We start from the raw sequence: 24946 nt of genomic DNA, 5'->3' as shown, positions 1-24946 counted from the left end.
TGATGAATTCTCCGGTAGGCGGCGCGTACGCGCAGAACGGACGGGTGATGCGCGAAGAGATCAGGGCGGACAAGCGCAAGGACGGATCATCTCCGCCACGGGTGTGCGTCTGCGTGATGATGAACCATCCGTATCCGGCAAACCTCCCGTTGTTGCGGCGGGTGTATGCCGGGCGCTTTTCGGAATTGTTGTTTCTGATCCCGTTCGCCGAAGTGGACGATCCGGACGTCATCACGGTCTATCGCGGGTCTTATGCGCACGCTGCCTACATCAGCGATGCGCGCGCGCGGCTGTCGACGATCGACTGCGATTATTTCCTTTTCGTCCACGACGATGTGCTGCTGAACCCCCAGTTCGATGAATCCAGCTTCACCGATCTCCTGCCGCTCGGGCGCGACGACGGTTTCATCCCGTGGGTGTATAAGACGCCAGATCGGCTGGGGGAGTGGATCTGGTATTTCGCGCTGCTCCCGCGGTTGCTCCATCCCAAATCGCTGTTGTTCGGATCAGGCATCGAGCCGAACAACCTGCTGCGCTATCTGCCCACCGCGGACGAGATCCGGGCGGGTTTTGTCCGATCGGGGGCGACGTTCACCGAACGCGTGACGATCTCGCTGCCGACCGTCGAGGAAGCGGGACCACGTGCGCATCCTGCCGCTGGTTCGCCCTCGGTTGTCGTGCTCGACGGCCTGGCGGCGGCGCTCGACCATGCCGATCCTACGCAACGGCGGATCAACGAGCATACGCTTGCGACGCTGGAGGAGTTGACGGCGGCGCTTGCCGAAGCCGCATCGCGGCAAGGCATTGCGGATGAGGCGCGCACCATCAAGCTGCCGATCCCGCTGGCGGCATCGGCCTACTTCACCGATTGCTATGTCGTTCCGCGCAGCCGCTTCGACCGGTTCGCGCATTATATGGGCGTCGCCGGTGCGGCGGGGCTGTTCGTCGAGATCATCGCGCCCACGATCCTGCACGCGGTGTGCGACCGCGTGCATACCGCCGCCACGCTCGACTTGAACTTCGAAGGCTTTCACCGCGCACGGCGGCTGGAGGAGTTCCGCGACCGGAAGGTCATCGCGTCGCATCCGTTCAAATTCTCGATGTTCAAAGAGCCGGCGCAGGCGGACGGGTTCATGCGCATCGTCGACACGCTGCGCACCGGCGGCTTGCTTCGGCCCGAAATGGCGGCGGCGGCGGGGCTCGATGCGTCGCATACCGATACGATGAAGGAGACGGGCTGGCATATCCTCGAAGCCTGGGGGCGTTGGTCGGCCGAGCGGTTCGCCACCTTGAAACTCGTCGCGCCGGCACGGCAGGGCGTGATCCGCTTTCGGCTTCGGGCGCCGAGGCTGGTGGGCCACCATGTTAATACCAGCGGATCGATCACGCTGGCAGGCGGCGCGTCGGTTTCCTTCGTGATCCCGCCGACACAAAGTGGACTGCTGATCGACGTGCCGTTCACGACGCCGCGCACCGGCGATGCGCTGTCGATCACGGTGAAGAACGATGCGCTGATCTGTCCGCGCGATTTCGACACTGCCAGCCCCGACCCACGCTGGCTCGGCGTCGGGCTGGCCGAGATCGCCTTTCACTGATCTCGCAATCCGGAACCGCGCCCCCATCTGACGCGCTTCGAAGCGGTAAATTGGTGGGAAAAACACATGGCAGACGGCGAGGCTCCGGTGACCAAATTGCAGGTCGCCAATGCGCGGCCTGAGGATAGCGGGCGGGGAATTGCGCATTTGCCGCGGGCGTTCATGGCATCGCTGGGGATTAGCGACGGGGCGGTGATCGAGATCGTCGGCAAGAAGGCAACGCCGGCGCGCGCTGTCGGCCCATATTCTGAGGACGAGGGCCTCGCGCTGGTGCGGATCGATGGCTTGCAGCGCGCCAATGCAGGCGTGGGCTCGGGCGATTTCGTCGAGGTGCGCAAGGCGGAATCGAAGCCGGCGACGCGCGTCGTGTTCGCGCCGGCGACGCAGAACATGCGGTTGCAGGGCTCGACGATGGCGCTCAAGCGCATCTTCCTTGGGCGTCCGCTGTGCCAGGGCGATGTGATCGCGACCGCCGGGCACCAGCGCGTCGCCAACATGCCGCCGGGGATGGCGCAGTTCGTCAACGCACCGGCCTATGCGCTGCAGGAGATCCGGCTGGTCGTCGTGTCGGCGGCGCCAAAGGGGATTGTCCATATCGACGAGACGACCGAGATCGAGCTGCGCGCCGAATATGAGGAGCCGAACGAGGCGCGGCGCGCCGACGTGACGTATGACGATATCGGCGGCATGGCGGGGACGATCGACCAGCTGCGCGAGATGGTCGAGCTGCCGCTGCGCTATCCCGAATTGTTCCAGCGACTGGGGGTCGATCCGCCGAAGGGCGTGCTGCTGCACGGGCCGCCCGGCACCGGCAAGACGCGGCTGGCGCGCGCGGTGGCAAACGAGAGCGACGCGCAATTCTTCCTGATCAACGGCCCCGAGATCATGGGTTCGGCCTATGGCGAGAGCGAGGGCCGGCTGCGGCAGGTGTTCGAGGAAGCGGCGAAGAGTGCGCCGTCGATCGTATTCATCGACGAGATCGATTCGATCGCACCCAAGCGCGGGCAGGTTTCGGGGGAGGCGGAGAAGCGGCTCGTCGCGCAGTTGCTGACGCTGATGGACGGGCTGGAGTCACGCGCAAACCTCGTGGTGATCGCAGCGACCAATCGCCCTGAGGCGATCGACGAGGCGCTGCGGCGGCCGGGGCGGTTCGATCGCGAGATCGTGGTCGGCGTGCCCGACGAGCGCGGGCGGCGCGAGATCATGGGGATTCACACGCGCGGCATGCCGCTGGGTGACCGCGTCGATCTCGACGAGCTGGCGCGCACGACGTTCGGCTTCGTCGGGGCGGATCTGGCGGCGCTGACGCGCGAAGCGGCGATCGAGGCGGTACGGCGGATCATGCCGCTGCTGAACTTGGAGGAGCGGACCGTGCCGCCCGAAGTGCTCGATACGTTGGCGGTGACGCGTGAGGATTTCATGGAGGCGTTGAAGCGCGTCCAGCCGAGCGCGATGCGCGAAGTGATGGTGCAGGCGCCGACCGTCCGCTGGGAGGATGTCGGCGGGCTCGACGATGCGCAGATGCGACTAAAGGAAGGCGTCGAACTACCGCTGAAGGACCCCGATGCGTTCCGGCGGCTCGGCATCCGGCCGGCGAAGGGCTTCCTGCTCTATGGTCCGCCGGGCACGGGCAAGACGCTGCTGGCGAAGGCGGTGGCGCGTGAATCGGGCGCGAACTTCATCGCCACCAAATCGAGCGATCTGCTGAGCAAATGGTATGGCGAGAGTGAGCAACAGATCGCGCGGCTTTTCTCGCGGGCGCGGCAAGTGGCGCCGACGGTGATCTTCATCGACGAACTCGACAGCCTGGTGCCGGCGCGTGGCGGCGGGCAGGGCGAGCCGCAAGTGACCGAGCGCGTGGTTAATACGATCCTGGCCGAGATGGACGGGCTGGAGGAATTGCAGTCGGTGGTGGTGATCGGCGCGACCAATCGCCCGAACCTGATCGATCCGGCGCTGCTGCGGCCGGGGCGGTTCGACGAGCTAATTTACGTCAAGGTGCCCAATGCTGCCGGGCGCCGGCGCATCCTGGCGATCCAGACGCAGAAGGTGCCGCTGGCGGACGATGTCGATCTCGACGTGGTGGCGGAGCGGACCGACCGCTTCACCGGCGCGGATCTGGAAGACGTGGTGCGGCGGGCGGGCATGGTCGCGCTGCGCGAATCGCTGGAGACGAAGGAGGTGCGGCAATCGCACTTCATCGCGGCGCTGGCGGAATCGCGCGCGAGCGTGACGCCGGAGATGGAGCGGGATTACGAGCAGATCGCGTCGCACCTGAAGCAGGATGCGGCGTCGATCCAGCCGATCGGGTTTGCACTGCCGGGGCGGTCGCGGGAGAAGGGGCGGGATTAGGATACACGTCACCCCGTCCTCGAGCCGGGGTCCCGCTACATCCGACGGGGGGAAGAAGCGGGACCCCGGCTCAAGGCCGGGGTGACGGTGGAACGGTTACACCCGCATCGGCATCAGGACGTACAGCGCGGTCGCCTTGTCGTTTTCGCGGATCAGCGTGGGGGCGGCGGCGTCGGCGAGGTGGACTTCCACCACGTCGCCGTCGATCTGGCCGAGAATGTCCATCAGATAGCGGCTGTTGAAGCCGATCTCGAACGGCGCGGCGACATATTCGCCGGGGACTTCCTCGGCGGCGGTGCCGTTTTCGGGGCTGGTGACCGAGAGCGTGATCTTGTCGCGATCGAGCGCCATCTTCACCGCGCGGGTCTTTTCGGTGGCGATCGTCGACACGCGGTCGACACCTTCCATGAAGGCGGACGGATCGAGCTTCAGGATCTTGTCGTTCGCGGTCGGGATGACGCGGCTGTAATCGGGGAAGGTGCCGTCGATCAGCTTCGAGGTGAGCACCGCCTTGCCGAGATCGAAACGGATCTTGGTGCCGCTGAGCGACACGCCGACCGAGCCGTCTACCTCGTCGAGCAGCTTGCGAAGTTCGGCGACGCATTTGCGGGGCACGATCACGTCGGGCATATTCTCCGCGCCCACGGGGCGGGGGAGCGTGACGCGGGCGAGGCGGTGGCCGTCGGTCGCGGCGGCCTTGAGCACCGGCTGCGAGCCTTCGCCATCGGCGACGTGGAGGAAGATGCCGTTGAGGTAGTAGCGCGTCTCTTCGGTCGAGATGGCGAAGCGCGTCTTGTCGATGATCTGCTTGAGCAGCTCGGCGGGCATCTCGAACTGGGTCGGTAGTTCGCCCTCGGCGATCACGGGGAAGTCATCGCGCGGCAGCGTGCCGAGCGAGAAGCGTGCGCGGCCGGCGACGATCGACATGCGGCCGTCGGCGGCGGACAGCGCGACCTGCGCGCCCTCGGGCAGCTTGCGCGCGATGTCGAACAGCGTGTGCGCGGAGACGGTGGTGGCGCCGGGCTGATCGACCGCGGCGGCGACGTTTTCGTTGATCTGGAGATCGAGGTCGGTCGCCATCAGGCGGAGCGAGCCTTCGGCGGTCGCTTCGAGCAGGACGTTCGAGAGGATCGGGATGGTGTTGCGGCGCTCCACCACCGACTGGACATGGCTCAGCCCCTTTAGGAGCGTCGCGCGTTCGATCGTCGCCTTCATGATACACGTCCCCCGGCCCGCGGATTCGACCAAGGGCAACTCCCCGGTTTCCTAGACAAACGAGAAGGGCCGGAGCAAGCGCCCCGGCCCTTCTTTTTCCGTGGATAGTTCCGTTTCGTTAATGATCAGAAGCGGAAGCCCACGCCGGCAGCGACCTGATGGCGATCGGTGTCGACGCCAAAGGTGCCGGTGCTGGCGCCGTTCGGATAGTTCAGCCGTGCATCGCCATAGTTGGAATAGCGATACTCGAGCTTCGCGTAGGTGTTCGGTGTCAGCGACTGCTCGACACCGGCGCCGACACGATAGCCGTCCAGATTGAAGTTCTGGCCGGTCTCGGTGACCGTATCGTTGCGCGTGAGATCGAGGCGCGCGTTGGTGTAGCCGACCTTGGCGTAGACCAGCGTGGTCGGCGCGGCGATGAAGCCGACGCGCGCGCCGGCGTACAGATCACGCCCGGCCTTCACGCGGCCGTAGCCGAACGCGCTGGGATCGCGCGGATCATTGTCGACACGACCGGTCGAGCCGGTGATTTCGCCTTCGACACCGACGACGAAATTGTTGAAGCCGATGTCATAGCCGATGTCGCCACCGTACAGGAAACCGTCGCTGCCCTGATCGCCGCGGACGAGCGAATCCTGCGTGTCGCCGGGGCGCAGCGCGTCATAGCCGAGGATCACGCCGGCGCGCGGGCCGGTGAAGGGGCCGGCGTCTTGCGCGGCAGCAGGAACCGCAACGGCGGCAGTGGTGGCGGCAAGCGTCGCCAAGATGAGCTTACGCATAAGAAACTCCATTCGTTGACCTGCCGGTTTGCGTCGGCAGGGAAAGCCCAAATGGGTGATCGCGGCGGACGTTGCATGAACCTCAGATAAACAACGATTTCCGTGGCTTCTGCGCCACAGGGGCTTGAAGCGGGGCGGGTGGCGCTTACCCACGACGAACGGAGTGGCGGGCGAAATCCGTTGCTTTCGTGCCGCCGGCGACCAAGAAGCGGGGCCATGGCAACCATCCCTACCGAGCGCCGCGGGCGCGATTTCGTCGCGCGGCATGGCGAGACCGTCTTCAACGCCGCGCGGCGGTTGCAGGGCGATGCGCACCATACGCCGCTCACGCGCACCGGCTTCGCGCAGGCCGAGGAAATGGGGCGAGCGTTGCGCGCGGCGCTGGGCGCGAAACCGACGCTGACGATGTGGGCGTCGTCGGCCGGGCGCGCGCTGCAGACGCTGGCGATCGTCGCGGAGCATCTGGAGCTCGACTGGCACGACGCGCGACACGACGACCGGCTGATGGAGATCGGCATGGGGAGCTGGGGCGGGCGCTATTACGCCGACGTCATCGGCGAGGTGGGGCCAGTGATCGACGAGCGCGGGCTGTTGCGCGTGGCGCCCGATGGCGAACGGTATGAGGCGCTTGCGGCGCGCGTATCGAGCTGGCTGGCGGATACGGCGGACGATGCGGGCGACCGGCTGGTGATCATGCATGGCATTTCCAGCCGGGTGATGCGCGGCGTGATGACGGGCGCGCCGGTCGACGGCTTCGGCGCGCCGGTGTGCGGGTCGCATCCGCAAGGCACGGTGACGATGCTTGAGCGCGGGCGCGAGACGGTGGTGCATCTCGGCACGGGGCATGCGCCGGCTTGAGCCTGCTGTTCGCGCTGCTGCTCACGGGCAATCGGACGGCGATCGGCGTGTACGATGCGTGGGGGGCATTTCGCGATGCCCGTCCGCCGCGCTGCTACGCGATCAGCGCGGCGGTGGGCGCGCGATCGGGGGGCCCGAAGCCGTTTGCGAGCGTCGCGGCGCGGTTCGGGAGCACCCGGCGCGCGGCGCTGTTCGTGCGGCTGTCGACGGCACGTGACGTGGCGGCGCCGGTGACGCTGGCGATCGGCGAGCGGCGCTTTGCGCTGGCGGGGAATGCGCGCGCCGCGTGGGCGCCGGATGCCGCGACCGACCGCGCGATCGTGGCGGCGATGCGTGGGGGGCGGAGCATGAGCGTGTCTGGGGTGAGCACACGCGGGCGGCCGTTCGCGGACAGCTACGCGCTGGGCGGGGCGGCGACGGCGATCGATGCAGCGGTGCTGGGGTGTGCCAGGTGACGCCATAGCAGGCGCTGGAAAGTGCGGCCGTTTCGCGCTATATCGGGCGCATGCAAACACTGTCGGCCGCGCCCATGCCCATTCCCGGGCACATCGATCCCGTGCCCGTTGCGCGCGTCGTGACGCCGCGCGCGGACGGTCGCGTCGATCTGGTCGGGCTGTCGCGTGACGCCGTGCGCGCGGCGCTGGCCGCCGGCGGGCTCGAGCCGAAGCAGGCGAAGCTGCGCGGCAAGCAGATCTTCCACTGGATCTACAATCGCGGCGCGACCGAGTTTTCGGTGATGACCGATATCGCCAAGACGCAGCAGCCGTGGCTGGCCGAGCGGTTCGTGATCGGGCGGCCGGAAGTGGTCGAGGCGCAGGTTTCGACCGACGGCACGCGCAAGTGGCTGCTGCGATCCGACGTCAACGACGGGCAGGGCGCGCAGGAATACGAGATGGTGTTCATCCCCGACGCGGATCGGGGGACGTTGTGCGTGTCGAGCCAGGTCGGCTGCACGCTCAATTGCACGTTCTGCCACACCGGCACGATGCGGCTGGTGCGCAACCTGACCGCGGGCGAGATCGTCGGGCAGGTGATGCTGGCACGCGACGCGCTGGGCGAATGGCCGAGCCAGCCCGAGGGGCGGATGCTGACCAACATCGTGATGATGGGGATGGGCGAGCCGCTGTACAATTTCGAGAACGTGCGCGACGCGCTGGCGGTGGTGATGGACGGCGACGGCCTCGCGCTGTCGAAGCGGCGGATCACGCTCTCTACGTCGGGCGTGGTGCCGATGATGGCGCGCGCGGGGGCGGAGATCGGGGTGAACCTGGCGGTATCGCTGCACGCGGTGACGAAGGAAGTGCGCGACGAGATCGTGCCGCTCAATCGCAAGTACGGCATCGAGGAATTGCTGCAGGCATGCGCGGATTATCCGGGCGCCAACAATGCGCGGCGGATCACGTTCGAATATGTGATGCTGAAGGACAAGAACGATTCGGATGCCGATGCGCGCGAGCTGGTGCGGCTGCTGCGGCATTACCGGCTGCCGGCGAAGGTCAATCTGATCCCGTTCAATCCGTGGCCGGGTGCGACGTACGAATGTTCGACGCCCGAGCGGATCCGGGCGTTTTCGAACATCGTGTTCGAGGCGGGCATCTCGGCGCCGACGCGGACGCCGCGCGGGCGCGATATCGATGCGGCTTGTGGGCAGTTGAAGACCGCGGCGGAGAAGAAGAGCCGGGCGGAGCTGGACCGACTGGCCGAGGAGAAGATGGCGGCGTTGGGGTAGGGTTTCTGGTTCGTCGTTTCCGGCGGCGCTAGATTTTCAAGCTTACGTCATCCCGGGCTTGACCCGGGATCCCGCTGCCTTTGCGATGGCGGGGCAAGAAGCGGGACCCCGGCTCAAGGCCGGGGTGACGAGTTTTCTTACTACCGCGTGCATGATGCAAAGCTTCTGCGGGTGCGGGATCGCGGAAGTGCCGCATAACGAAGCGGCTGGCACGGGGGCGGGGCTTGCGTTTATGTCGGTGGGATGACGACGCCGACCGACGAGGAACTTGCTGCGCTGGGCGATGCGTTCGACCTGTTCACGCGGCGCTACAAGCTGGCCGAGGCGCTGGGGCCGGAAAAGCCGCTCAACGAACTCGACAAGCAAGTGCTGTTCTATGTCGCGCGGCACCCCGGCTGCGGGCCGAGCGACGTGGCGCGGTTCCTGAGCGTTGCGAATACCACGATTTCCTCGGCGACCGATCGTCTCGTGAAGCGCGACTTGCTCGCGCGGCAGCGGCCGGCGGCGGATCGGCGCGCGGTGGCACTGCAGCTGACGCCGGCGGGGCAGGGGCGGGTCGATCGGCTCGCGGCGATGTATGGTAATCTGTATCGGCGGATGCTCGGGCCGCTGACCGCGCAGGAGCGACGCGACATGATCGCGATGATGACGAAGATTACATCCGCCGATCCTTGAATAGTACGAAGTTCGTGATATCTTCCTGACACCGAGGGAGAGGCTCATGGCGATCAGGATCAACGGCACCGACATCGAGCCGCCCGAGGACGCGCGCGTCTCGCTGCTCGATCTAGTGCGCGAGCGGCGGCACCTTACCGGCACCAAGGTCGGCTGCAATCAGGGGGCGTGCGGCGCCTGCACGGTGCTGATCGATGGGGAGCGGGCGCTGTCTTGCCTGACGCTGGCAGTGCAGGTGGACGGGCGCTCGGTGACGACGATCGAGGGGCTGGGAAGCGACGGGCTGAACCCGTTGCAGGCGGCGTTTCTCGAACATGACGGCTTCCAGTGCGGCTATTGCACGCCGGGGCAGATTTGCGCGGCGACGGCGATGCTGGCGGAGCTTGAGGCAGGGCTGCCGAGCTATATCACGCACGATCTCGCCGCCCCCGCGACGCTGTCGCGCGAGGAAGTGCGCGAGCGGATGAGCGGCAATCTGTGTCGCTGCGGCGCGCATAACGGCATCGTCGATGCGATCATGGCGGTTGCCGCGGAGCGCGCGGCATGACGCCGGTATCGTATCTGCGCGCGAGCAGCGCGGCCGACGCGATCGCGAAGCTTGCCAGCGATGGCCATCGCGCGCTGGGCGGGGGGACTAATCTGGTCGACCTGATGCGCAAGGGCGTCGAGGCGCCGAGCGTGCTCGTCGACGTTTCGGGGTTGCCGGATGCGATCGAGGAAGCGGCGGACGGCGGCATGATGATCGGGGCGGCGGCGCGCAACAGCGCGGTTGCGGCGCACCCGATGATCCGGACGCGCTATCCGATGCTGGCGCGCGCGATCCTGGCGGGCGCATCGACGCAGATCCGCAACATGGCGACGATGGGCGGCAATCTGCTGCAGCGGACGCGTTGCCTGTATTTCGCCGATGCGGCGGGATCGCGCTGCAACAAGCGCGCGCCTGGCAGCGGCTGCGACGCGCGGGGTGGCTTCGTGCGGTACAATGCGATCCTCGGCGGGTCGCCGGCGTGCATCGCGGCGCATCCGTCGGACATGGCGGTGGCGCTGGTGGCGCTCGATGCGCGCGTCCATCTGGCGAGCGCGGGCGGCACGCGGGTGGTGCCGCTGACCGAGTTCTACCGCTTGCCGGGGGATACGCCGGAACTGGAGACGGTGCTGGAACCGGGCGAGATGATCGTCGCGATCGAGCTGCCGCCGTCCGAGCTTGCGGCGCGATCGGCGTATCGCAAGGTGCGCGACCGGGCGAGCTACGCCTTCGCGCTGGTTTCCGTCGCGGCGGGGATCGTGCTGGACGGCGATCGGATCGTCGATGTGCGGCTTGGTTTGGGTGGCGTCGCGCCGAAGCCGTGGCGCGCGGTAAAGGCTGAGGCGGCGTTGCGCGGCGAGTTGGCGACGCCCCAGGCGTTCGCTGCGGCTGCCGCTGCCGAGTTGGCGGATGCTGCGCCGTTGCCGGGGAATGCCTTCAAGGTCGCACTGGCGCAGCGAACGCTCGTCGCCGTTCTCACCGAATTGAGCGGGGTTCGCGCATGAGCCGGGTACAGAATGTCATCGTCGATTCGGTCCGTACCGCGCTCGGCTGGGTGCCGGCGGGGTGGCTGCCCGGGGGCACGCCCGATCCGCTGATCGGCAAGCGCGGCGAGGTGGGGCGGCAAGCGTCACGGCTCGACGGCGCGGCAAAGGTGAAGGGGCAGGCGCGCTTCTCCGCCGAAGTGGCGATGCCCGGGCTCTGCTACGCGACGCTGGTGCACAGCACGGTGACGCGCGGGCGGATCACGCGGCTCGATACCGCGGCGGCGCAAGCGGCGCCGGGCGTGGTGCTGGTGGTGACGCATCGCAACATGCCGCGGATCACCAGCCCGGCGCTGATTTCGATGACCGACACCAGCGCGGTCGGCAACAGCGACTTGCCGATCCTGCAGGACGACAAGGTTCATTATAATGGCCAGGTGGTCGCGGTGGTGGTGGCCGAGACGCAGGAGCAGGCCGATCACGCTGCCGCGCTGCTCGAAATCGGATACGAGACCACGCCGGCCGAAACGCGGTTCGAGGCGGCGAAGCCCGGGGCGCGGATCATCCCTTCGATCCTGATCGACCGCAATCACCTGTCCGTCGGTCGCGCCGAGCGCGAGCTGGCCAATGCCGCGCACAAGGTGGACGCGATCTATCGGACGCCGGGGCACAACCATAATGCGATCGAGCTGCATGCGCTGACCGTTGCGTGGGCGGGGGATGAGCTGACCGTCCACGACACGACGCAGATGATCGCGGGCGAAGCGGCGACGCTCGCCAAGGTCTTCGGCGTGAAGCGCGAGCAGGTTCGCGTGCTGTCGCCGTTCGTCGGTGGCGGATTCGGCGGCAAGGGGGTTTGGGACCATCAGATCGTCGCAGTGGCGGCGGCGCGGATGGTCAAGCGCCCGCTGCGGCTGCAGCTGAGCCGCGAGGGCGTGTACCGCATCATCGGCGGGCGTACGCCGACCGAGCAGCATGTCGCGATCGGCGCGGATGCCGAGGGGCGGTTCACCGCGCTGCTGCACGACGGCTGGTCGGTGATGCCGACCTATGGCGCGTGCCCCGAGCAATATACGCTGGGATCGCGCGCGGCGTATCGCTCGAAGAGCTTCGAGATGATCCAGCGGCACATCGACCTGGCGGTGGTGCCGAACACGTTCATGCGCGCGCCGGGCGAGGCGATCGGCACGTTCGCGCTGGAAAGCGCGGTCGACGAGCTGGCACATGCGATGGGGCTCGATCCGATCGCGCTGCGGCTGCGCAATTTGCCCGACAAGCATCCGGTGTCGGGCGCGCCCTTCTCGCAGCATGCGCCGGTGAAGGCGTGGCAGGACGGCGCGGGGCGGTTCGGGTGGGAGCGGCGCTCGCCGACGCCAGGCGATCGGCGCGACGGCGAATGGCGGATCGGCATGGGCTGCGGCAGTGGCAGCTTCCCCTATATCCGGATGCCGGGCGCGAACGTGCGGCTAACGATCCGGCGCGACGGCACGGCGGTGATTGCTTGCTCGGCGCAGGAAATGGGCATGGGCACCGCGACGGTGCTCGCGCAGCAGACGGCGGATCGGCTCGGGCTGCCGCTCGACGCGGTGAGCGTCGAGATGGGCGATTCGGCGCTGCCGGCGGCGCCGATGGCGGGCGGATCGGCGCAGACGGTGTCGCTGGCCGGCGCGATCCTGGCGGCGGCGGAGAAGCTGCCGGCCGAGCTGCTGCGGCTCGCGGGCAACGACAGTCCGCTTGCTGGCCTCAGGCCGGGCGAGATCCGGCTGGGGCAGGAGGGGATCGGCAGCGCTACGGATGCGAGCCGGCACGAAAGCTACCGATCGATCCTGACGCGCGCCAATCGCGACGTGGTGACCGTCACTGCGGCAGGCACTGCGCCGCTCGAGATGCTGAAGTTCGCGATGCACAGCACCGCGGCGATGTTCTGCGAATTGCGCGTGAGTGACGTGACGGGCGAGGTGCGGATCGACCGGCTGCTGGGATCGTTCGACTGCGGCGCGATCCTCAATCCCCGGACGGCGGCAAGCCAGTTCCGCGGCGGGATGATCATGGGGCTTGGGCTCGCGCTGACCGAGGAGACGCTGTTCGACGAGCGCAGCGGGCGGATCATGAACCCGTCGCTCGCCGATTATCACGTGCCGGCGCACCTCGACGTGCCCGAAATCGACGTGATGTGGACCGATATCCCCGATCCGCGATCGCCACTGGGCGCGCGCGGGATCGGCGAGATCGGCATCACCGGGGTCGCTGCGGCGGTCGCCAATGCGGTGTTCAATGCGACGGGCAAGCGCGTGCGGGATCTGCCGATTACGTTGGACAAGATTCTTTAGCGGGTTCTGTGGCCGCTTCTTTCGTCATCCCCGCGGAGGCGGGGATCCATAACCACTGAACTGGAATATGGATTCCCGCCTGCGCGGGAATGACGGGGGGAGGTCTACGGCGGCGCTTACGGCTTCAGCGTCAGGAGGTAGGCGATCACCTGCGCGCGCTGTGCAGCGTCGGGCGTGGCGATGACCATGCGGGTGCCGGGGACGAGCTTGGTTGGCGCGGTGAGGAACTTGTCGAGCGTCGCCTTGTCCCACGTGAGCTTCGATGCCTTGAGCGCGGCGGAATATTTGAAGTCGGTGCTCGCGGCGGGGCGGCCGCCCACGCCGGCCAGGTTCGGGCCGAGGGTAGCGCGGGCGCCGGGCGCCGCGCCGTGGCAGAGCGAGCAGCGCTGGCGGAAGATCGTCGCGCCGGCGTTCGCGTCCTGCGCCAGCGCGGGCGCGGCTAGGCCGCAGAGCGCCAGCGCCATCATCGATCCAGTCGTACGCGCACCGATCATCGTCGCTCCTTCGTTTGCTGCCGTGTCCGATATATCAGCCAACCGCAGTGCGTGTCTCGGCGCTGACTGAGCGCTGAACGAGGATCAGGTCGCCGCCGCCAGCCGCGCGCAATTTCGCCCGGACGACTTTGCGGCGTACAGCATGGCGTCGGCGCTTTCGAGCCAGGCGGGGAACGAGGTGTGCGCTGGCCCGAGCGCCGCGACGCCGAAGCTGGCGGTGACGGTCAGCGGCTCGCCGTTCGGCAGCCGGACGGCGTAGTTGGCGATCGCCTCGCGTAGCCGATCGGCGACGATGAACGCTTCGTCGCCGTTGGTTTCGGGGAGCAGGACGGCGAATTCCTCGCCGCCGAGCCGGCCGAACACGTCGCTGGGACGGAGCGCGACCTTGGCGATCTCGGTCACCTGGAGCAGCACCTGATCGCCGGCGGCGTGGCCGTAGGTGTCGTTGACCGACTTGAAGTGATCGAGATCGAGCATCATCAGCGCGCTCGGGCGGTCGTAGCGACGCGACCGGGCGATCTCGCGTTCGGCCTGCTCGACGAACCCGCGCCGCGTGAGCGCGCCGGTGAGATGATCGAGCTGCGCGATCAATCGCAGCTCGAGTTCGTCGCAGACGATGTTCGCGAAATTCTTGAGGATAGCGATGTCGGCCGGGCTGAACTGCCGCGGGCGCGTGTCCATCGCGCACAGCGATCCCACGTTATAGCCTTCCGGTGTGCGCAACGGGACGCCGGCGTAGCTGCGGATGTGCGGCGGCCCTGCGACCAGCGGCGTGCCGGCAAAGCGCGGGTCGAGCTGCGCATTCTCGACGATCAGCGGCTCGCGCTGCTTGATGGTGTGGGTGCAGAACGAGATCGACCGCGGCGTTTCGTCTGCTTCCAGCCCGCGCTTGGCCTTGAACCATTGGCGATCGCGATCGACCAGCGTCACCGTGGCCATCGGCACCGCAAGTACGGTGCGGACGAGCGTCACGATCTTTTCGAACGGCTCCTCGATGGCGGTATCGAGCACGGCGAGACGCCGCAATGCCGCCAGCCGCCCATCATCGTCATGCAATTGCGCGTCATTCATGGATCGGGCTCCGAACCATTTCCCGAATGGCGATCGTGAGTTCCGCGGCGTAGCTGTCGATCAGCGTGCGGACGCTCGCGTCGATCATCGTCTCGTTCAGACCCGCGTCCTGCAGGCTGACGATCAGCGCCATAAGATTGGCTTGGTGGCGCTGAACGCTGCCAAGCAGTTCCGTGGGTATTTCCAGCGGCTCCGCATGGGTCGGTTTGGGATGAAGTTGATCGATCCGCACAGGCCATCCTCTCGCAACGCGACGTCGAGTTCGGGCTAATCCGAGTGGGTTAACATTGCGGAAAGAGGCTGTGCGCCGATTGCTAGCCGCCGAAGCTTCCACCGCCGAAGCCGCCGCCAAAGCCACCACGCGAGATCACCGAGCTGCGCGACTGGACGCGCGTGGGTGCGCGGGCCGAAGCGTTGAATGCCGACGAGCCGACCTGCGTGCGGCCGCTGACATAGTCGCGGCTGATGCGGTTGCCGGCGCCGCCGTAGAAATTGCCGTCACGGTCGCGGTACATCGGCGCACCGCGATAGCCGCCGCCGCCGTTCAGCATCTGCCCGACGATGAAGCCGGTCAGCAGCGGGGTGAAGAAGCTGCCGTTGTTGCGTGGCTGGCACTGCGCGGCGCCATATTGCTCCTCGCACGTCTGCTTGTTGTCGAAGCGCGGCGCGTTCTGCTCGTTGGCCTTTTGCGCCTCGGCAAAGGCCGTCTCGCACTGGCTGGCGGGGATCGCGCCGGCGGTGCGGCATTCGGCAACGCTGGTGTAGCTGCGCGCGTCGACGGGCGTGTCGGCCGGGCCTTCGCAGGCGCTGAGCGACAGGCCAGTGCCGGCCATCAGCGTGGTGAGGACGATCGATTGCGAGCGCTTCATCAGATGGTCCTCATACGCTCATGCACGCGGCGTTGAGCAGGCCAACGCCAAGCGAGATGCTCGCCATGTAGATCGCCGCCGCCAGCTCGCCACGGACGATCCGTTCGCCCAGGTCGCGCATCACGATCCGCTGCACGACGGTGAAGGTGACGATCTGGATCACGCCGGCCAGCAGCGCCCACACCGCGAATTCGACGAGGCTGACGGTATGTTCCAGCGCCGAGGCGAGCGGCAGGATGTAGCCGAGCAGCGCCGCGCCCAGCGTGATCGCTGCGGCCACATTGCCGTCGCGGATCAGCGTGCGCTCATTATACGGCGTGGCGGCCTGGTAAATCACCTTGAACGCGATCGTGAACAGCCCGGCAGCGACGAACGCGACGAGGAACGCGATCGCGCTGTCCTGAAAACTATAGCCTGCGTTCATCGTTCTTTCCTCATGCGCGGAACTCGCCGAGCTCCAGCGCCATCCCTAGCATGATCTCGAACGAAACTTCGCCTGCTTCGGTTTCCTGATCGATCGCAAGCAGCAACTCGCGGCCGTCGCCCTCGACGGTGCGGGCGTACAGCATGCACGTCTGGAAGATGCGGCGATCGACGATCCCGTCGCGATCGTCGTGGAGATCTTCCCAGAAGGTCACCGGATCCTGCCGCTCGGCCTCGTCGCCGAACCAGGCGCGGCTGTATTCGGGCAGGCCCTCGTCGGTGAAGGTGCGCGCGGTGAGCCGCTCGCGCCAGGCCGGGCGCTCGCCCCGACCGGTGGGGTATTTGCTTTCCCACGGCGCGAAGATCGTCACGTCAGTCACGTCCTGCCCGGCGCGATCGTTGGTGACGGCCTGAAACATCACGTCTTCATCGGTGTAGAAGCGGTGAATGAAGCCGCCGCCGTCGAGCTGGACGACGCCCTGCGCGACGATCTGCAACGTATCCGAATCGAACGGGAACAGCAGCGCGCCACCGAACCGTCGCCACGCCAGCGGATCGAGCACGACCGTCCGCCCGATGGTGATGTTGCGGATGGCGGGCAATTCCGGCTCCGCCGAACCGGACCTGCGGCCGAACAAGCGATCGAACATGCAAAGCCTCGCTGGTTTCCTGGCGCTCGCTTAGAACAGCATGGCGACGGCGGCTAGCGCGCGTTGCGCGAACCCCTATGTAGGCACCGCATCACGGGGAGAGACGCGCATGACCGAAATCGCCTGGACCGTTCGCACCTTGAAGGCCGCGCTCGATGATAGCGAACCGGTGCGCGCGGGCGAATTCGGGCTGCGCATCGTCGAGGGCGCCGAACCGGTGCTGCTGGTGACGATGCACCAGCACGGCGATCTCGAAGCGTTCGTGAACGTCAGCGAGGAGCAGATCGCGGCATCCGTGCTGCTGTGGCCGTGCGACGAGCAGCCCGACCGCGCGGCGTTCAACGAATTCCTGCTGAAGGCGCAGAAGCTGGTGCCGCTGTCGAACTTCGGCATCGCGACGGTCGACGGGCGCGATTTCTACGAATTGTTCGGCGAACTGGCGACGACGTCGTCGCTCGACACGATCGTGATCGAGCTGCGCGCGCTCGCCGAGAATGCGATCGAAGCCGCGACTGACCTGCGCGCCGGCTTCACCCCCGCGGCCTGACCCCCATTATCGGAGACGTTTGACATGGCAATCTGGAGCAAGATCTTCACGCTCGGCCGCGCCGGCGCGAACGAAGCGGCGACCGCGGTGGTGGATGCCAATGCACTGCGCATCCTCGACCAGGAAATCCGTGACGCGGACAAGGCGCAGGGCAAGGCGCGCGACGATCTCGCCGGGCTGGTGGCGCGGCGCCGCATCCTCGAAACCGAGGTCGAGAGCTATCGCGCGCAGGCGGCGAAGTACGAGACGTCGGCGCGGATCGCGGTGGAGAAGGGCGATATGGATCTCGCGCGCCAGGTGGCGCAGCGTGTCGCCGATCTCGAGCAGGACATTGCGATGAAGGCACCGCAGATCGCAGAAATGCGCGCCGCGGAGGAGAATATCCACAAGGCGGTGGCGGGCACCGATCGCAAGATCGAGCAGCTGCGCCGCGAGGTGGAAGTGGTGAAGGTGAACGAATCGGTGCAGCGCGCGCAGGCGACCGTCGCGTCGAGCGCCGCCGGTTCGTCGATCGGCTCGGCGGCGCAGAGCCTTGCGCGCATCCGCGAGCGCCAGGCGATCCGCGGCGAGACGATCCGCGCGGCGGGCGAGCTCGAAGATCGCCGCACCGGCGCCGATCTCGACGAGAAGCTGCGGCTGGCGGGCATCCTGCCGGGGCAATCCTCGGCTGACGACGTGCTTGCGCGGCTGACGGCGCCCAAGCCGACGCTGCAGATCGAGCAGCGCGACGATACCAAGCGCGACGACTGACCGGTGCGCCGCCTCACGATCGATCCCCGCGCCGACTGGCGCGCCAAGGCCGACGCCATCGGCTTCGTCTATGCGGACACCGATGGGGCGGCCTATTGGGACGAGAGCGCGGCCTATGCCTTTACGCTGCGCGAGATCGATGAGGATATCGAGCCGGTCGCTGCCGAGCTGCACGCGATGTGCCTCGATCTGGTCGATGCGGCGGCGCGCGATGCTGCGTTGCTGACGCAGCTCGCGATCCCGGCGGCACAGCATGATCTGGTGGCGGAGAGCTGGCGGACACGGCAGCCGTCGCTCTACGGCCGGTTCGATCTTGCTTATGACGGGCAGTCGCCGGCCAAGCTGTACGAATATAACGCCGATACGCCGACATCGGTGTTCGAGTGCGCGACCTTTCAGTGGTTGTGGCTGGAAGAGCTGATCGCGAGCGGTGCGCTGCCGGCCGATACCGACCAGTTCAACAGCCTGTTCGACAAGCTTCGCGAACGCTTCGCGACGATCTTCCCCAACGGCGGCTTCGTGCATTTCGCGGGCGATGCGAGCGCGGTCGAGGATCGCCAGACAGTGCGGTTCTTCGAGGATCTTGCGACGCAGGCCGGGATCGAGGCCAAATATGTCGAAATGCGCGAGATCGGGCTGAACGCTACTGGCCGCTTCGTCGACGCCGACAATTTCGAGCTGCAGGCGGCGTTCAAGCTGTATCCGTGGGAAATCATGTTCCGCGAGCCTTATGCGGCGAACCTCGCCACCGCGGGCGTGCAGTGGATCGAGCCGGCGTGGAAGGCGATCCTGTCGAACAAGGGCCTGCTGCCGTTGCTCTGGGCGCGCCATCCGGGGCACCCGAACCTGCTGCCGGCGTTCTTCGACGAGGAGCCCGAAGCCGCGACGCTGGGCGACAGCTTCGTGCGCAAGCCGCTGTTCTCGCGTGAAGGTGCCGATGTCGCGATCACGCGTGACGGCGTTGCCGAGCCGGTGCTCGAGGCAGGCTATGGCGCGGAGGGGTTCATCCGGCAGGCGTATCACCCGGCGCCGTTGTTCGACGGCCGCCACGCCGTCGTGGGTGCGTGGATCGTCGGCGATGAGGCGGCAGGCATCGGCATCCGCGAGGACGATGCGTTGGTGACGCGCAACGCCGCGCGGTTCGTGCCGCATTATATCGGGGGCTGATCGGGCGGCGGCTGGCCAACTGTCGATCCGCGAGCAGGCGATCAACTGCGTTTACACCATGATGGACCGATCATTCCGTTCGCGGAACAGACGGGCTATGGCTGGGGCGGCTCACTCTCGCAGGTTTGCGAGCATTTCGTTGTAGTTGCCGGCGTTTCTCACAGTAGCGGCTAGCTCTTCGATCAGCCGATGCAGCATCGGATCTGGGACAGGATGTCAGCAGACATTCGCATGTCCCCGTGTTCTGCATGAATAGCGCTACCACCAATACGTTGGCCGACGTTGTTGCCAATTGCCGGAGAGTAAGGCTTCATGCGCACAGGATAACAAGAAAAGGGGATGATTCGGGTATGCGGGAAGCGCATTTGTCCGCAACGGATATCATCCCTCAATTCAATCCTGTTCATACACGGCACGACTGGGAAACAATGCGATCGGCGGTTCTTGCCGATCCGGGTGCCTTTCATGGCAATATTGCCGCAGCCGCGATGCACTGGTTCGTCGGTGACCTTGGCGACGCAGGTGCGTGGCTCAGTCGCGGTGACGATGGGCGATGGTCGGGCTGGGATGCGCAGACCGGCGAGGCGGTAACGCCGGACCTGCCGGCGGATTTCGCGCCGTGGACGCAGGCGTTCGACGGGTCGCAGCCGCCGCACTGGCGCTGGTTCGTCGGCGGACGGACCAATGCCTGCTTCAGCGAAGTCGATCGCCATGTGCTGAGCGGGCACGGCGACGAGACCGCGCTGATCTTCGAGGGCGACCGCTGGGATATGTCGGCGCGCGGCGGGCAGGGGGCGCCGGTCGATTGCTTCGGGGTCTCGCGCAAGCAATTGCTGCTCGAAACCGCGAAATGCGCGATCGCACTGGAGGCGCTCGGGCTGAAGGCGGGGGACCGCATCGCGCTCAACATGCCGAGCATCGTGCCGCAGATCTATTGGACCGAGGCGGCGAAGCGATTGGGGATCGTGTACACCGCGGTGTTCGGCGGGTTCAGCGACAAGACCTTGTCGGACCGGATCTGCGATGCAGGCGCGCGGGTGATCTTCACGTCCGACGGTAGTTATCGCAATGCGCAGGTGGCGGCGTTCAAGAACGCTTATACCGATCCGGCGCTCGACAATTACGTGCCGGTCGCAACGGCTCTGGCGATCCTGGCCGAAACCGACCTGGAATTGCCCGAAGCGGACGCGGCGACGATCCTCGACACGGTGAAGCAGACGCTGGCGGGCGAAGTGTCGGTGGAGCGGTCGGACGTGATGCGCGGCGTGGGACGTGCGCTGATCACGCTGGGGAACGAGGGGCGGATCAGCACCGCGGACGCAGCGCGCGTACGGATCGCGATCGCATCGAGCCTCGTGACGCTGCCGCCGCGGGTGGAGACGGTGGTCGTGGTGCGGCATACCGCGCAGCCCGACATCGTGTGGCGCGAGGAGCGCGACCGGTGGAGCCACGAGCTGACGGATGCGGCGCTCGCGACGATGCTGGAAAAGGCGCGGGCGGCGGGGTTCGCGGTGACGAGCCAGGCCGACTTGCTGGCGCTGCCGGATCAGGAATTTGTGCGGGCGATCTGGGCATCGTCGAAGCCGCTGCCGGTCGACGCCGATTATCCGATGTTCTTCATCTATACCTCGGGTTCGACGGGCAAGCCCAAGGGCATCGTCCACGCCCACGGCTATACGGCGGGCGTCGCGCATACGATGAAGGTGTCGTTCGACGCGCGACCGGGAGACACGCTGTTCGTCGTCGCCGATCCGGGCTGGATCACCGGGCAAAGCTATCTGATCTGCGCGCCGCTGATGACGCGCGTGACGAGCGTGATCTCGGAAGGATCGCCGGTGTTCCCGCATGCGGGGCGCTTCGCGTCGATGATTGAGCGGCACGGGGTGACCATCTTCAAGGCGGGGGTGACCTTCCTGAAATCGGTGATGTCGGACCCGTCGAACCTTGGCGATCTCCAGCGCTACGACATGGCGGGCCTGCGCGTCGCGACCTTCTGCGCCGAGCCGACCTCGCCGTCGGTGCAGGCCTTCGGGATGCAGCATGTCGTGCCGCAGTATATCAACAGCTATTGGGCGACCGAGCATGGCGGGATCGCCTGGACGCATTTCTACGGCAATGCGGATTTCCCGCTACGGCCCGATGCGCATGCCTATCCGCTGCCGTGGATCGTCGGCGATGTTTGGGTAGAGGATGCCGAGGCCGCGCTAGGCGATACGCTGTTCGTCCGCGACGGCGAGGAGGGCGTGCCGTGGCGGCGCGCGGCGATGGGCGAGAAGGGCGAGATCGTGATCGCCGCGCCCTACCCGTATCTCGCGCGGACGATCTGGGGCGATCTGGGCAATTTCCGGGTCGAGAACGGGAGCGTCCAGGGTGATTGGCGCGGCGATGCGGCCCGCTGGATCGATGGATATTGGAAGCGGTGGCGCGGCGCGTGGGCCTATACGCAGGGCGATTTCGCGATCGCGCACGACGATGGCTCGTTCTCGCTGCACGGGCGCAGCGACGATGTGATCAACGTCTCGGGGCATCGCATGGGCACCGAGGAGATCGAAGGCGCGGTGCTGCGCGACAAGGCGCTCGATCCGGATTCGCCGGTCGGCAACGTGCTGGTGATTGGCGCGCCGCATCGCGAGAAGGGGCTGACGCCGCTCGCCTTCGTGGTGCCGGTGGCGGGGCGCAAGCTGACGGTGGACGACAAGCGCCGGCTGTTCGAGCTGGTGCGCAGCGAGAAAGGCGCGGTCGCAGTGCCGGCCGACTTCATCGAGGTGTCGCAATTCCCCGAGACGCGCAGCGGCAAATATATGCGGCGCATGGTGCGCGCGCTGGTCGAGGGCGGCGATGTCGGCGACGTGACGACGCTGCGCAATCCCGAAGCGCTCGACGAGCTGAAGACTGCGATCGACACGTGGCAGCGCAAGCAGCGGCTGTCGGAAGAGCAATCGCTGTTCGAGCGCAATCGCTATTTCCTGGTGCAGTACAACATTGTCGCGCCGGGCAAGCGGGTGGCGACTGTCACGGTCACCAATCCGCCGGTCAACGCGCTGAACGAACGCGCGATTGACGAGCTGGTGACGGTGGTCGACCATCTGTCGCGCAAGGACGATGTCGTGGCGGTGGTGTTCACTGGCGAGGGAACCGCATCGTTCGTGGCGGGCGCGGATATCCGGCAGATGCTGGAGGAAATCCATACGCTCGACGAGGCGATGGTGCTGCCGAACAACGCGCAGCTCGCGTTCCGCAAGATCGAGACGATGGACAAGCCGTGCATCGCCGCGGTGCAGGGCGTGGCGCTGGGCGGAGGCATGGAGTTCGCGCTGGCGTGCCACTACCGCATCGCCGAGCCGACTGCGCGCTTCGGGCAGCCCGAAATCCGGCTGCGGCTGCTGCCGGGCTATGGGGGCACGCAGCGGTTGCCGCGGTTGCTGGCGGACAAGAACGGGGCGACGAGCGTGCGCGACGCGCTTGACCTGATCCTGGGCGGGCGCAGCATCGATGGTGCGGCGGCGAGTGAGATCGGCCTGGTCGATCAGCTCGTGTCGGGATCGCGCGATGCACTGGCGGAAGCGCACGCTGCGGTGCGGGCCTATGTGAAGGATGGGGTGAGCAGCCCGCTGGGCGCTGCCTTTGCCGCGCGGCAGGCGGCGGCGACGCGCTGGGAAGAGCCGTCGACGGTCGATCTCGATGCGGTGCTCGAGGATGATTTCCTGCAGCGGATCCAGCGTCAGCTCGACTGGGCCGGGCGCGGGACGGCTGGTGCGCGCGCGATCGAGGCGGTGCGCGTCGGGTTTGCGCAAGGCATGGCGGCGGGGCTGGCGCGCGAGGCGCAGTTGTTTGCGGAAGCTATCGTCGATCCAGACGGCGGCAAGACCGGCATTCGTCAGTTCATGGACAAGGTGAGCCCGCCGCTCCCCGTGCGCCGCGACGGGGTGTGGCTCGACGCCGAGCATGTGCCGCGCGGGCAAGCGCTGGAAGCCGCGGGCGAGTTGTTGCCGGTCGGCGCGGCTTTCTATCCCGGCGTGACGCGGATTCCCGAGTGGCAATATGCGTTCGGGATCGCGCGCGATGCCGAGACGGGCGCGCCGCGCTTCGGTCCGCCGGCGACACATGAGCGCGAGCTGATCGTCAAAGTGCCCGAGCCGGCGCCCAACGAGGCGCTGCTGTACATGCTGACCAGCGAAGTGAACTTCAACGACATCTGGGCGCTGACCGGCATCCCGGTGTCGCCGTTCGATTCGCACGAAGAGGATGTCCAGATCACCGGATCGGGTGGCATTGCGCTGGTCGCGGCGCTCGGCAGCGAGACGCGGGGCGAGGGGCGGGTGAAGGTCGGCGATCTCGTAACAGTCTATTCGGGCACCAACGATCTGCTGAGCCCGCAGGTCGGCAACGATCCGATGTATGCGGGCTTCTCGATCCAGGGCTATGAGACCGAGACGGGCAGCCATGCGCAGTTCCTGACGGTGCAGGCGCCGCAGATGCACGCGATCCCGCCCGACCTGACGCTGGAGCAGGCGGGCAGCTATGTGCTGAACCTCGGCACGATCTCGCGCTGCCTGTTCACGACGCTGCAGATCGCGCCGGGGCGGACGCTGTTCGTCGAGGGTGCGGCGACGGGCACCGGGCTCGATGCGCTGCGCACTTCGGTGCGGACCGGGCTGCAGGTGACGGGCCTCGTCTCGTCGGCCGAGCGCGCGGCGTTCATTACCGGCCAGCAAGGCGCGACCGGGGCGATCGATCGCAAGGATCCGCGCTTCGCAAGCCTGTACACGATCGTGCCCGAAGAGGCGGAGGCGGCGCGCGCCTGGGAAGCGGCGGGTGCGCCGTTGCTGGAGGAATATCAGGCGCTGAACGGCGGCAAGCTGGCGGATTATGTCGTGAGCCATGCGGGCGAAACGGCGTTTCCGCGCAGTTTCCAGCTGTTGGCGGAACATGGCACGCTGGCCTTCTACGGCGCATCGTCGGGTTATCATTTCAGCTTTATGGGCAAGCCCGGCAGCGCGACGCCGGAGGAAATGCTGCGCCGGGCCGCGCTGCGCGGTGGCGAGGCGGTGCTAATCTATTACGGGCCGCGCTCGACGGCGCTGCTCGACGAGACGGGGCTCGAGATGATCGAGGCGGCGCGGCGGTTCAACGCGCGCAGCGTCGTCGCGACGACCACCGACGGACAGCGCGAGTTCCTGCAATCGCTGGGGCTCGAGGATGCGATCGAGGGCATCGTCAGCCTGGAGGCGATCCGGCGGCGCGAGGGGGCCAATTTCCTGTGGCCCGATACGATGCCGCAGCTGCCCGACGCCAAGGCCGATATCGAAGTCTTCAAGGCGGCAGTGCGCGACTATCAGGATCGCGTGATGAAGCCGTTCGGCTCGGCGATCGGGAAGATCCTGCGTTCGCCGGACAATCCGCGCGGTGCGCCCGACCTGATCATCGAGCGCGCGATGCAGGATACGCTGGGCGTGTCGACCTCGCTGGTGAAACCCTTCACCGGGCGGGTGATCTTCGCCGAGGATCTCGCGGGACAGCGCTTCACTTTCTACGCGCCGCAGGTGTGGACGCGGCAGCGCCGGATCCTGATGCCGACCGCGTCGATCCTCGGCACGCATCTGTGCAACGCGTTCGAAGTGTCGCGCATGAACGACATGATCGCGGCGGGATTGCTTGAAGTGACCGAGCCGCAGGTCGTGCCGTGGGACGGGCTGCCCGAGGCGCATCAGGCGATGTGGGAAAACCGGCATTCCGGCGCGACCTATGTGGTCAACCACGCGCTGCCTGAACTGGGGCTGCGGAGCCGCGATGCGCTGCTTGAGGCGTGGGCGGCGGCGGAAGCGAAATTACCCGAGCCCTAGTATCAAAACATACAGCGCCGGCTGACGATTATACGCTAAACTCGGAATTGCCCTCCCCAGGCTTCGAACGCGTCAATGTGGCGGTGATCA

General features: G+C 67.0%; 21 protein-coding genes. 13 read left to right on the top strand and 8 right to left on the bottom strand.

All coding sequences use genetic code 11. The features are described 5' to 3' along the window. Positions 1-2 precede the first annotated feature (2 nt). Both LLW23_RS04865 and LLW23_RS04860 read left to right on the top strand, forming a co-directional pair. Positions 3-1595 carry a hypothetical protein gene (locus LLW23_RS04865; protein ID WP_228947649.1) on the top strand — a complete coding sequence of 531 codons (1593 nt, stop codon included), beginning with the start codon at positions 3-5 and terminating at the stop codon, positions 1593-1595. 66 nt (positions 1596-1661) lie between these two features. Continuing rightward, positions 1662-3947, top strand: a complete 2286-nt coding sequence (locus LLW23_RS04860; protein WP_228947648.1) for a CDC48 family AAA ATPase — start codon at positions 1662-1664, stop codon at positions 3945-3947. Positions 3948-4043: 96 nt separating this feature from the next. On the opposite strand, the gene dnaN is transcribed toward LLW23_RS04860, so the two are convergent. Together dnaN and LLW23_RS04850 are read right to left on the bottom strand one after the other, a co-directional pair. After that, positions 4044-5162, bottom strand: coding sequence for a DNA polymerase III subunit beta (gene dnaN / locus LLW23_RS04855; RefSeq protein WP_228947647.1), 1119 nt, complete (start codon positions 5160-5162; stop codon positions 4044-4046). Positions 5163-5287: 125 nt separating this feature from the next. After that, positions 5288-5941, bottom strand: coding sequence for an outer membrane protein (locus LLW23_RS04850; RefSeq protein ID WP_228947646.1), 654 nt, complete (start codon positions 5939-5941; stop codon positions 5288-5290). A gap of 216 nt (positions 5942-6157) precedes the next feature. Between LLW23_RS04850 and LLW23_RS04845 the strand changes: the two genes are divergently transcribed. From LLW23_RS04845 to LLW23_RS04815, 7 genes are all read left to right on the top strand, one after another. Beyond that, complete coding sequence (locus LLW23_RS04845; protein ID WP_228947645.1) at positions 6158-6799, top strand: histidine phosphatase family protein; 642 nt, start codon at positions 6158-6160, stop codon at positions 6797-6799. After that, positions 6796-7254, top strand: coding sequence for an invasion associated locus B family protein (locus LLW23_RS04840; RefSeq protein WP_228947644.1), 459 nt, complete (start codon positions 6796-6798; stop codon positions 7252-7254). The genes LLW23_RS04845 and LLW23_RS04840 overlap by 4 nt, the downstream gene beginning before the upstream one ends. A 74-nt stretch (positions 7255-7328) precedes the next feature. After that, entirely contained in the window at positions 7329-8528 is a 1200-nt protein-coding gene (rlmN, locus tag LLW23_RS04835) for a 23S rRNA (adenine(2503)-C(2))-methyltransferase RlmN (protein WP_228947643.1), read from the top strand. A 243-nt stretch (positions 8529-8771) separates the two neighbouring features. After that, a complete protein-coding gene (locus LLW23_RS04830; RefSeq protein ID WP_228947642.1) occupies positions 8772-9203 on the top strand; it encodes a MarR family winged helix-turn-helix transcriptional regulator in 432 nt (143 codons plus the stop codon). Between the two features lie 46 nt (positions 9204-9249). Continuing rightward, positions 9250-9750 (top strand): 2Fe-2S iron-sulfur cluster-binding protein, encoded by a 501-nt coding sequence (locus tag LLW23_RS04825; RefSeq protein ID WP_228947641.1) that lies wholly within the window; start codon positions 9250-9252, stop codon positions 9748-9750. Further along, on the top strand, positions 9747-10733 hold the full coding sequence (locus tag LLW23_RS04820; protein ID WP_228947640.1) for an FAD binding domain-containing protein: 987 nt from the start codon (positions 9747-9749) through the stop codon (positions 10731-10733). The genes LLW23_RS04825 and LLW23_RS04820 overlap by 4 nt, the downstream gene beginning before the upstream one ends. Further along, positions 10730-13042, top strand: a complete 2313-nt coding sequence (locus LLW23_RS04815) for a xanthine dehydrogenase family protein molybdopterin-binding subunit (protein WP_228947639.1) — start codon at positions 10730-10732, stop codon at positions 13040-13042. Before LLW23_RS04820 ends, LLW23_RS04815 begins: the two co-directional genes overlap by 4 nt. 116 nt (positions 13043-13158) lie before the next feature. Here the strand turns inward: LLW23_RS04815 and LLW23_RS04810 are convergent, their stop codons facing one another. The 6 genes from LLW23_RS04810 to LLW23_RS04785 form a co-directional block, all read right to left on the bottom strand. After that, on the bottom strand, positions 13159-13536 hold the full coding sequence (locus LLW23_RS04810; protein WP_228947638.1) for a c-type cytochrome: 378 nt from the start codon (positions 13534-13536) through the stop codon (positions 13159-13161). Positions 13537-13620: 84 nt separating this feature from the next. Further along, the gene (locus tag LLW23_RS04805) at positions 13621-14607 is read right to left on the bottom strand and encodes a sensor domain-containing diguanylate cyclase (RefSeq protein WP_228947637.1); all 987 of its coding nucleotides are present in this window, start codon (positions 14605-14607) and stop codon (positions 13621-13623) included. Continuing rightward, positions 14600-14839, bottom strand: a complete 240-nt coding sequence (locus LLW23_RS04800; RefSeq protein WP_228947636.1) for a hypothetical protein — start codon at positions 14837-14839, stop codon at positions 14600-14602. The genes LLW23_RS04805 and LLW23_RS04800 overlap by 8 nt, the downstream gene beginning before the upstream one ends. An 82-nt stretch (positions 14840-14921) precedes the next feature. Continuing rightward, positions 14922-15476, bottom strand: a complete 555-nt coding sequence (locus LLW23_RS04795; RefSeq protein ID WP_228947635.1) for a DUF1190 domain-containing protein — start codon at positions 15474-15476, stop codon at positions 14922-14924. 10 nt (positions 15477-15486) lie between these two features. After that, positions 15487-15900 carry a DUF350 domain-containing protein gene (locus LLW23_RS04790; protein ID WP_228947634.1) on the bottom strand — a complete coding sequence of 138 codons (414 nt, stop codon included), beginning with the start codon at positions 15898-15900 and terminating at the stop codon, positions 15487-15489. Positions 15901-15910: 10 nt separating this feature from the next. Further along, positions 15911-16549 (bottom strand): DUF2491 family protein, encoded by a 639-nt coding sequence (locus LLW23_RS04785; RefSeq protein WP_228947633.1) that lies wholly within the window; start codon positions 16547-16549, stop codon positions 15911-15913. A gap of 109 nt (positions 16550-16658) precedes the next feature. Here LLW23_RS04785 and LLW23_RS04780 point away from each other — a divergent pair, with 109 nt between their 5' ends. The 4 genes from LLW23_RS04780 (at position 16659) to LLW23_RS04765 (ending at position 24856) form a co-directional block, all read left to right on the top strand. Further along, positions 16659-17096, top strand: coding sequence for a YjfI family protein (locus LLW23_RS04780; protein WP_228947632.1), 438 nt, complete (start codon positions 16659-16661; stop codon positions 17094-17096). A 24-nt stretch (positions 17097-17120) separates the two neighbouring features. Then, positions 17121-17846: a PspA/IM30 family protein gene (locus LLW23_RS04775; protein ID WP_228947631.1), complete on the top strand. Its 726-nt coding sequence runs from the start codon at positions 17121-17123 to the stop codon at positions 17844-17846. A 3-nt stretch (positions 17847-17849) separates the two neighbouring features. Further along, the gene (locus LLW23_RS04770; protein ID WP_228947630.1) at positions 17850-19013 is read left to right on the top strand and encodes a glutathionylspermidine synthase family protein; all 1164 of its coding nucleotides are present in this window, start codon (positions 17850-17852) and stop codon (positions 19011-19013) included. 428 nt (positions 19014-19441) lie between these two features. Further along, positions 19442-24856 carry an AMP-binding protein gene (locus LLW23_RS04765; RefSeq protein WP_270049251.1) on the top strand — a complete coding sequence of 1805 codons (5415 nt, stop codon included), beginning with the start codon at positions 19442-19444 and terminating at the stop codon, positions 24854-24856. The last annotated feature ends 90 nt before the right edge of the window (positions 24857-24946 follow it).

The organism is Sphingomonas radiodurans (genome assembly GCF_020866845.1).
GTDB classification, from domain to species: domain Bacteria; phylum Pseudomonadota; class Alphaproteobacteria; order Sphingomonadales; family Sphingomonadaceae; genus Sphingomonas; species Sphingomonas radiodurans.
The sequence above is the reverse complement of the archived record's forward strand: the minus strand, read 5'-3'. Positions and strand labels throughout refer to the sequence as shown.

Excerpts from the sequence above, each read along its gene's own strand:
- LLW23_RS04865 (WP_228947649.1), top strand. The coding sequence starts at position 3 with ATGAATTCTCCGGTAGGCGGCGCGTACGCGCAGAACGGACGGGTGATG.
- LLW23_RS04860 (WP_228947648.1), top strand. The coding sequence starts at position 1,662 with ATGGCAGACGGCGAGGCTCCGGTGACCAAATTGCAGGTCGCCAATGCG.
- dnaN (WP_228947647.1), bottom strand. The coding sequence starts at position 5,162 with ATGAAGGCGACGATCGAACGCGCGACGCTCCTAAAGGGGCTGAGCCAT.
- LLW23_RS04850 (WP_228947646.1), bottom strand. The coding sequence starts at position 5,941 with ATGCGTAAGCTCATCTTGGCGACGCTTGCCGCCACCACTGCCGCCGTT.
- LLW23_RS04845 (WP_228947645.1), top strand. The coding sequence starts at position 6,158 with ATGGCAACCATCCCTACCGAGCGCCGCGGGCGCGATTTCGTCGCGCGG.
- rlmN (WP_228947643.1), top strand. The coding sequence starts at position 7,329 with ATGCCCATTCCCGGGCACATCGATCCCGTGCCCGTTGCGCGCGTCGTG.
- LLW23_RS04830 (WP_228947642.1), top strand. The coding sequence starts at position 8,772 with ATGACGACGCCGACCGACGAGGAACTTGCTGCGCTGGGCGATGCGTTC.
- LLW23_RS04825 (WP_228947641.1), top strand. The coding sequence starts at position 9,250 with ATGGCGATCAGGATCAACGGCACCGACATCGAGCCGCCCGAGGACGCG.
- LLW23_RS04820 (WP_228947640.1), top strand. The coding sequence starts at position 9,747 with ATGACGCCGGTATCGTATCTGCGCGCGAGCAGCGCGGCCGACGCGATC.
- LLW23_RS04815 (WP_228947639.1), top strand. The coding sequence starts at position 10,730 with ATGAGCCGGGTACAGAATGTCATCGTCGATTCGGTCCGTACCGCGCTC.
- LLW23_RS04810 (WP_228947638.1), bottom strand. The coding sequence starts at position 13,536 with ATGATCGGTGCGCGTACGACTGGATCGATGATGGCGCTGGCGCTCTGC.
- LLW23_RS04805 (WP_228947637.1), bottom strand. The coding sequence starts at position 14,607 with ATGAATGACGCGCAATTGCATGACGATGATGGGCGGCTGGCGGCATTG.
- LLW23_RS04795 (WP_228947635.1), bottom strand. The coding sequence starts at position 15,476 with ATGAAGCGCTCGCAATCGATCGTCCTCACCACGCTGATGGCCGGCACT.
- LLW23_RS04790 (WP_228947634.1), bottom strand. The coding sequence starts at position 15,900 with ATGAACGCAGGCTATAGTTTTCAGGACAGCGCGATCGCGTTCCTCGTC.
- LLW23_RS04785 (WP_228947633.1), bottom strand. The coding sequence starts at position 16,549 with ATGTTCGATCGCTTGTTCGGCCGCAGGTCCGGTTCGGCGGAGCCGGAA.
- LLW23_RS04780 (WP_228947632.1), top strand. The coding sequence starts at position 16,659 with ATGACCGAAATCGCCTGGACCGTTCGCACCTTGAAGGCCGCGCTCGAT.
- LLW23_RS04775 (WP_228947631.1), top strand. The coding sequence starts at position 17,121 with ATGGCAATCTGGAGCAAGATCTTCACGCTCGGCCGCGCCGGCGCGAAC.
- LLW23_RS04765 (WP_270049251.1), top strand. The coding sequence starts at position 19,442 with ATGCGATCGGCGGTTCTTGCCGATCCGGGTGCCTTTCATGGCAATATT.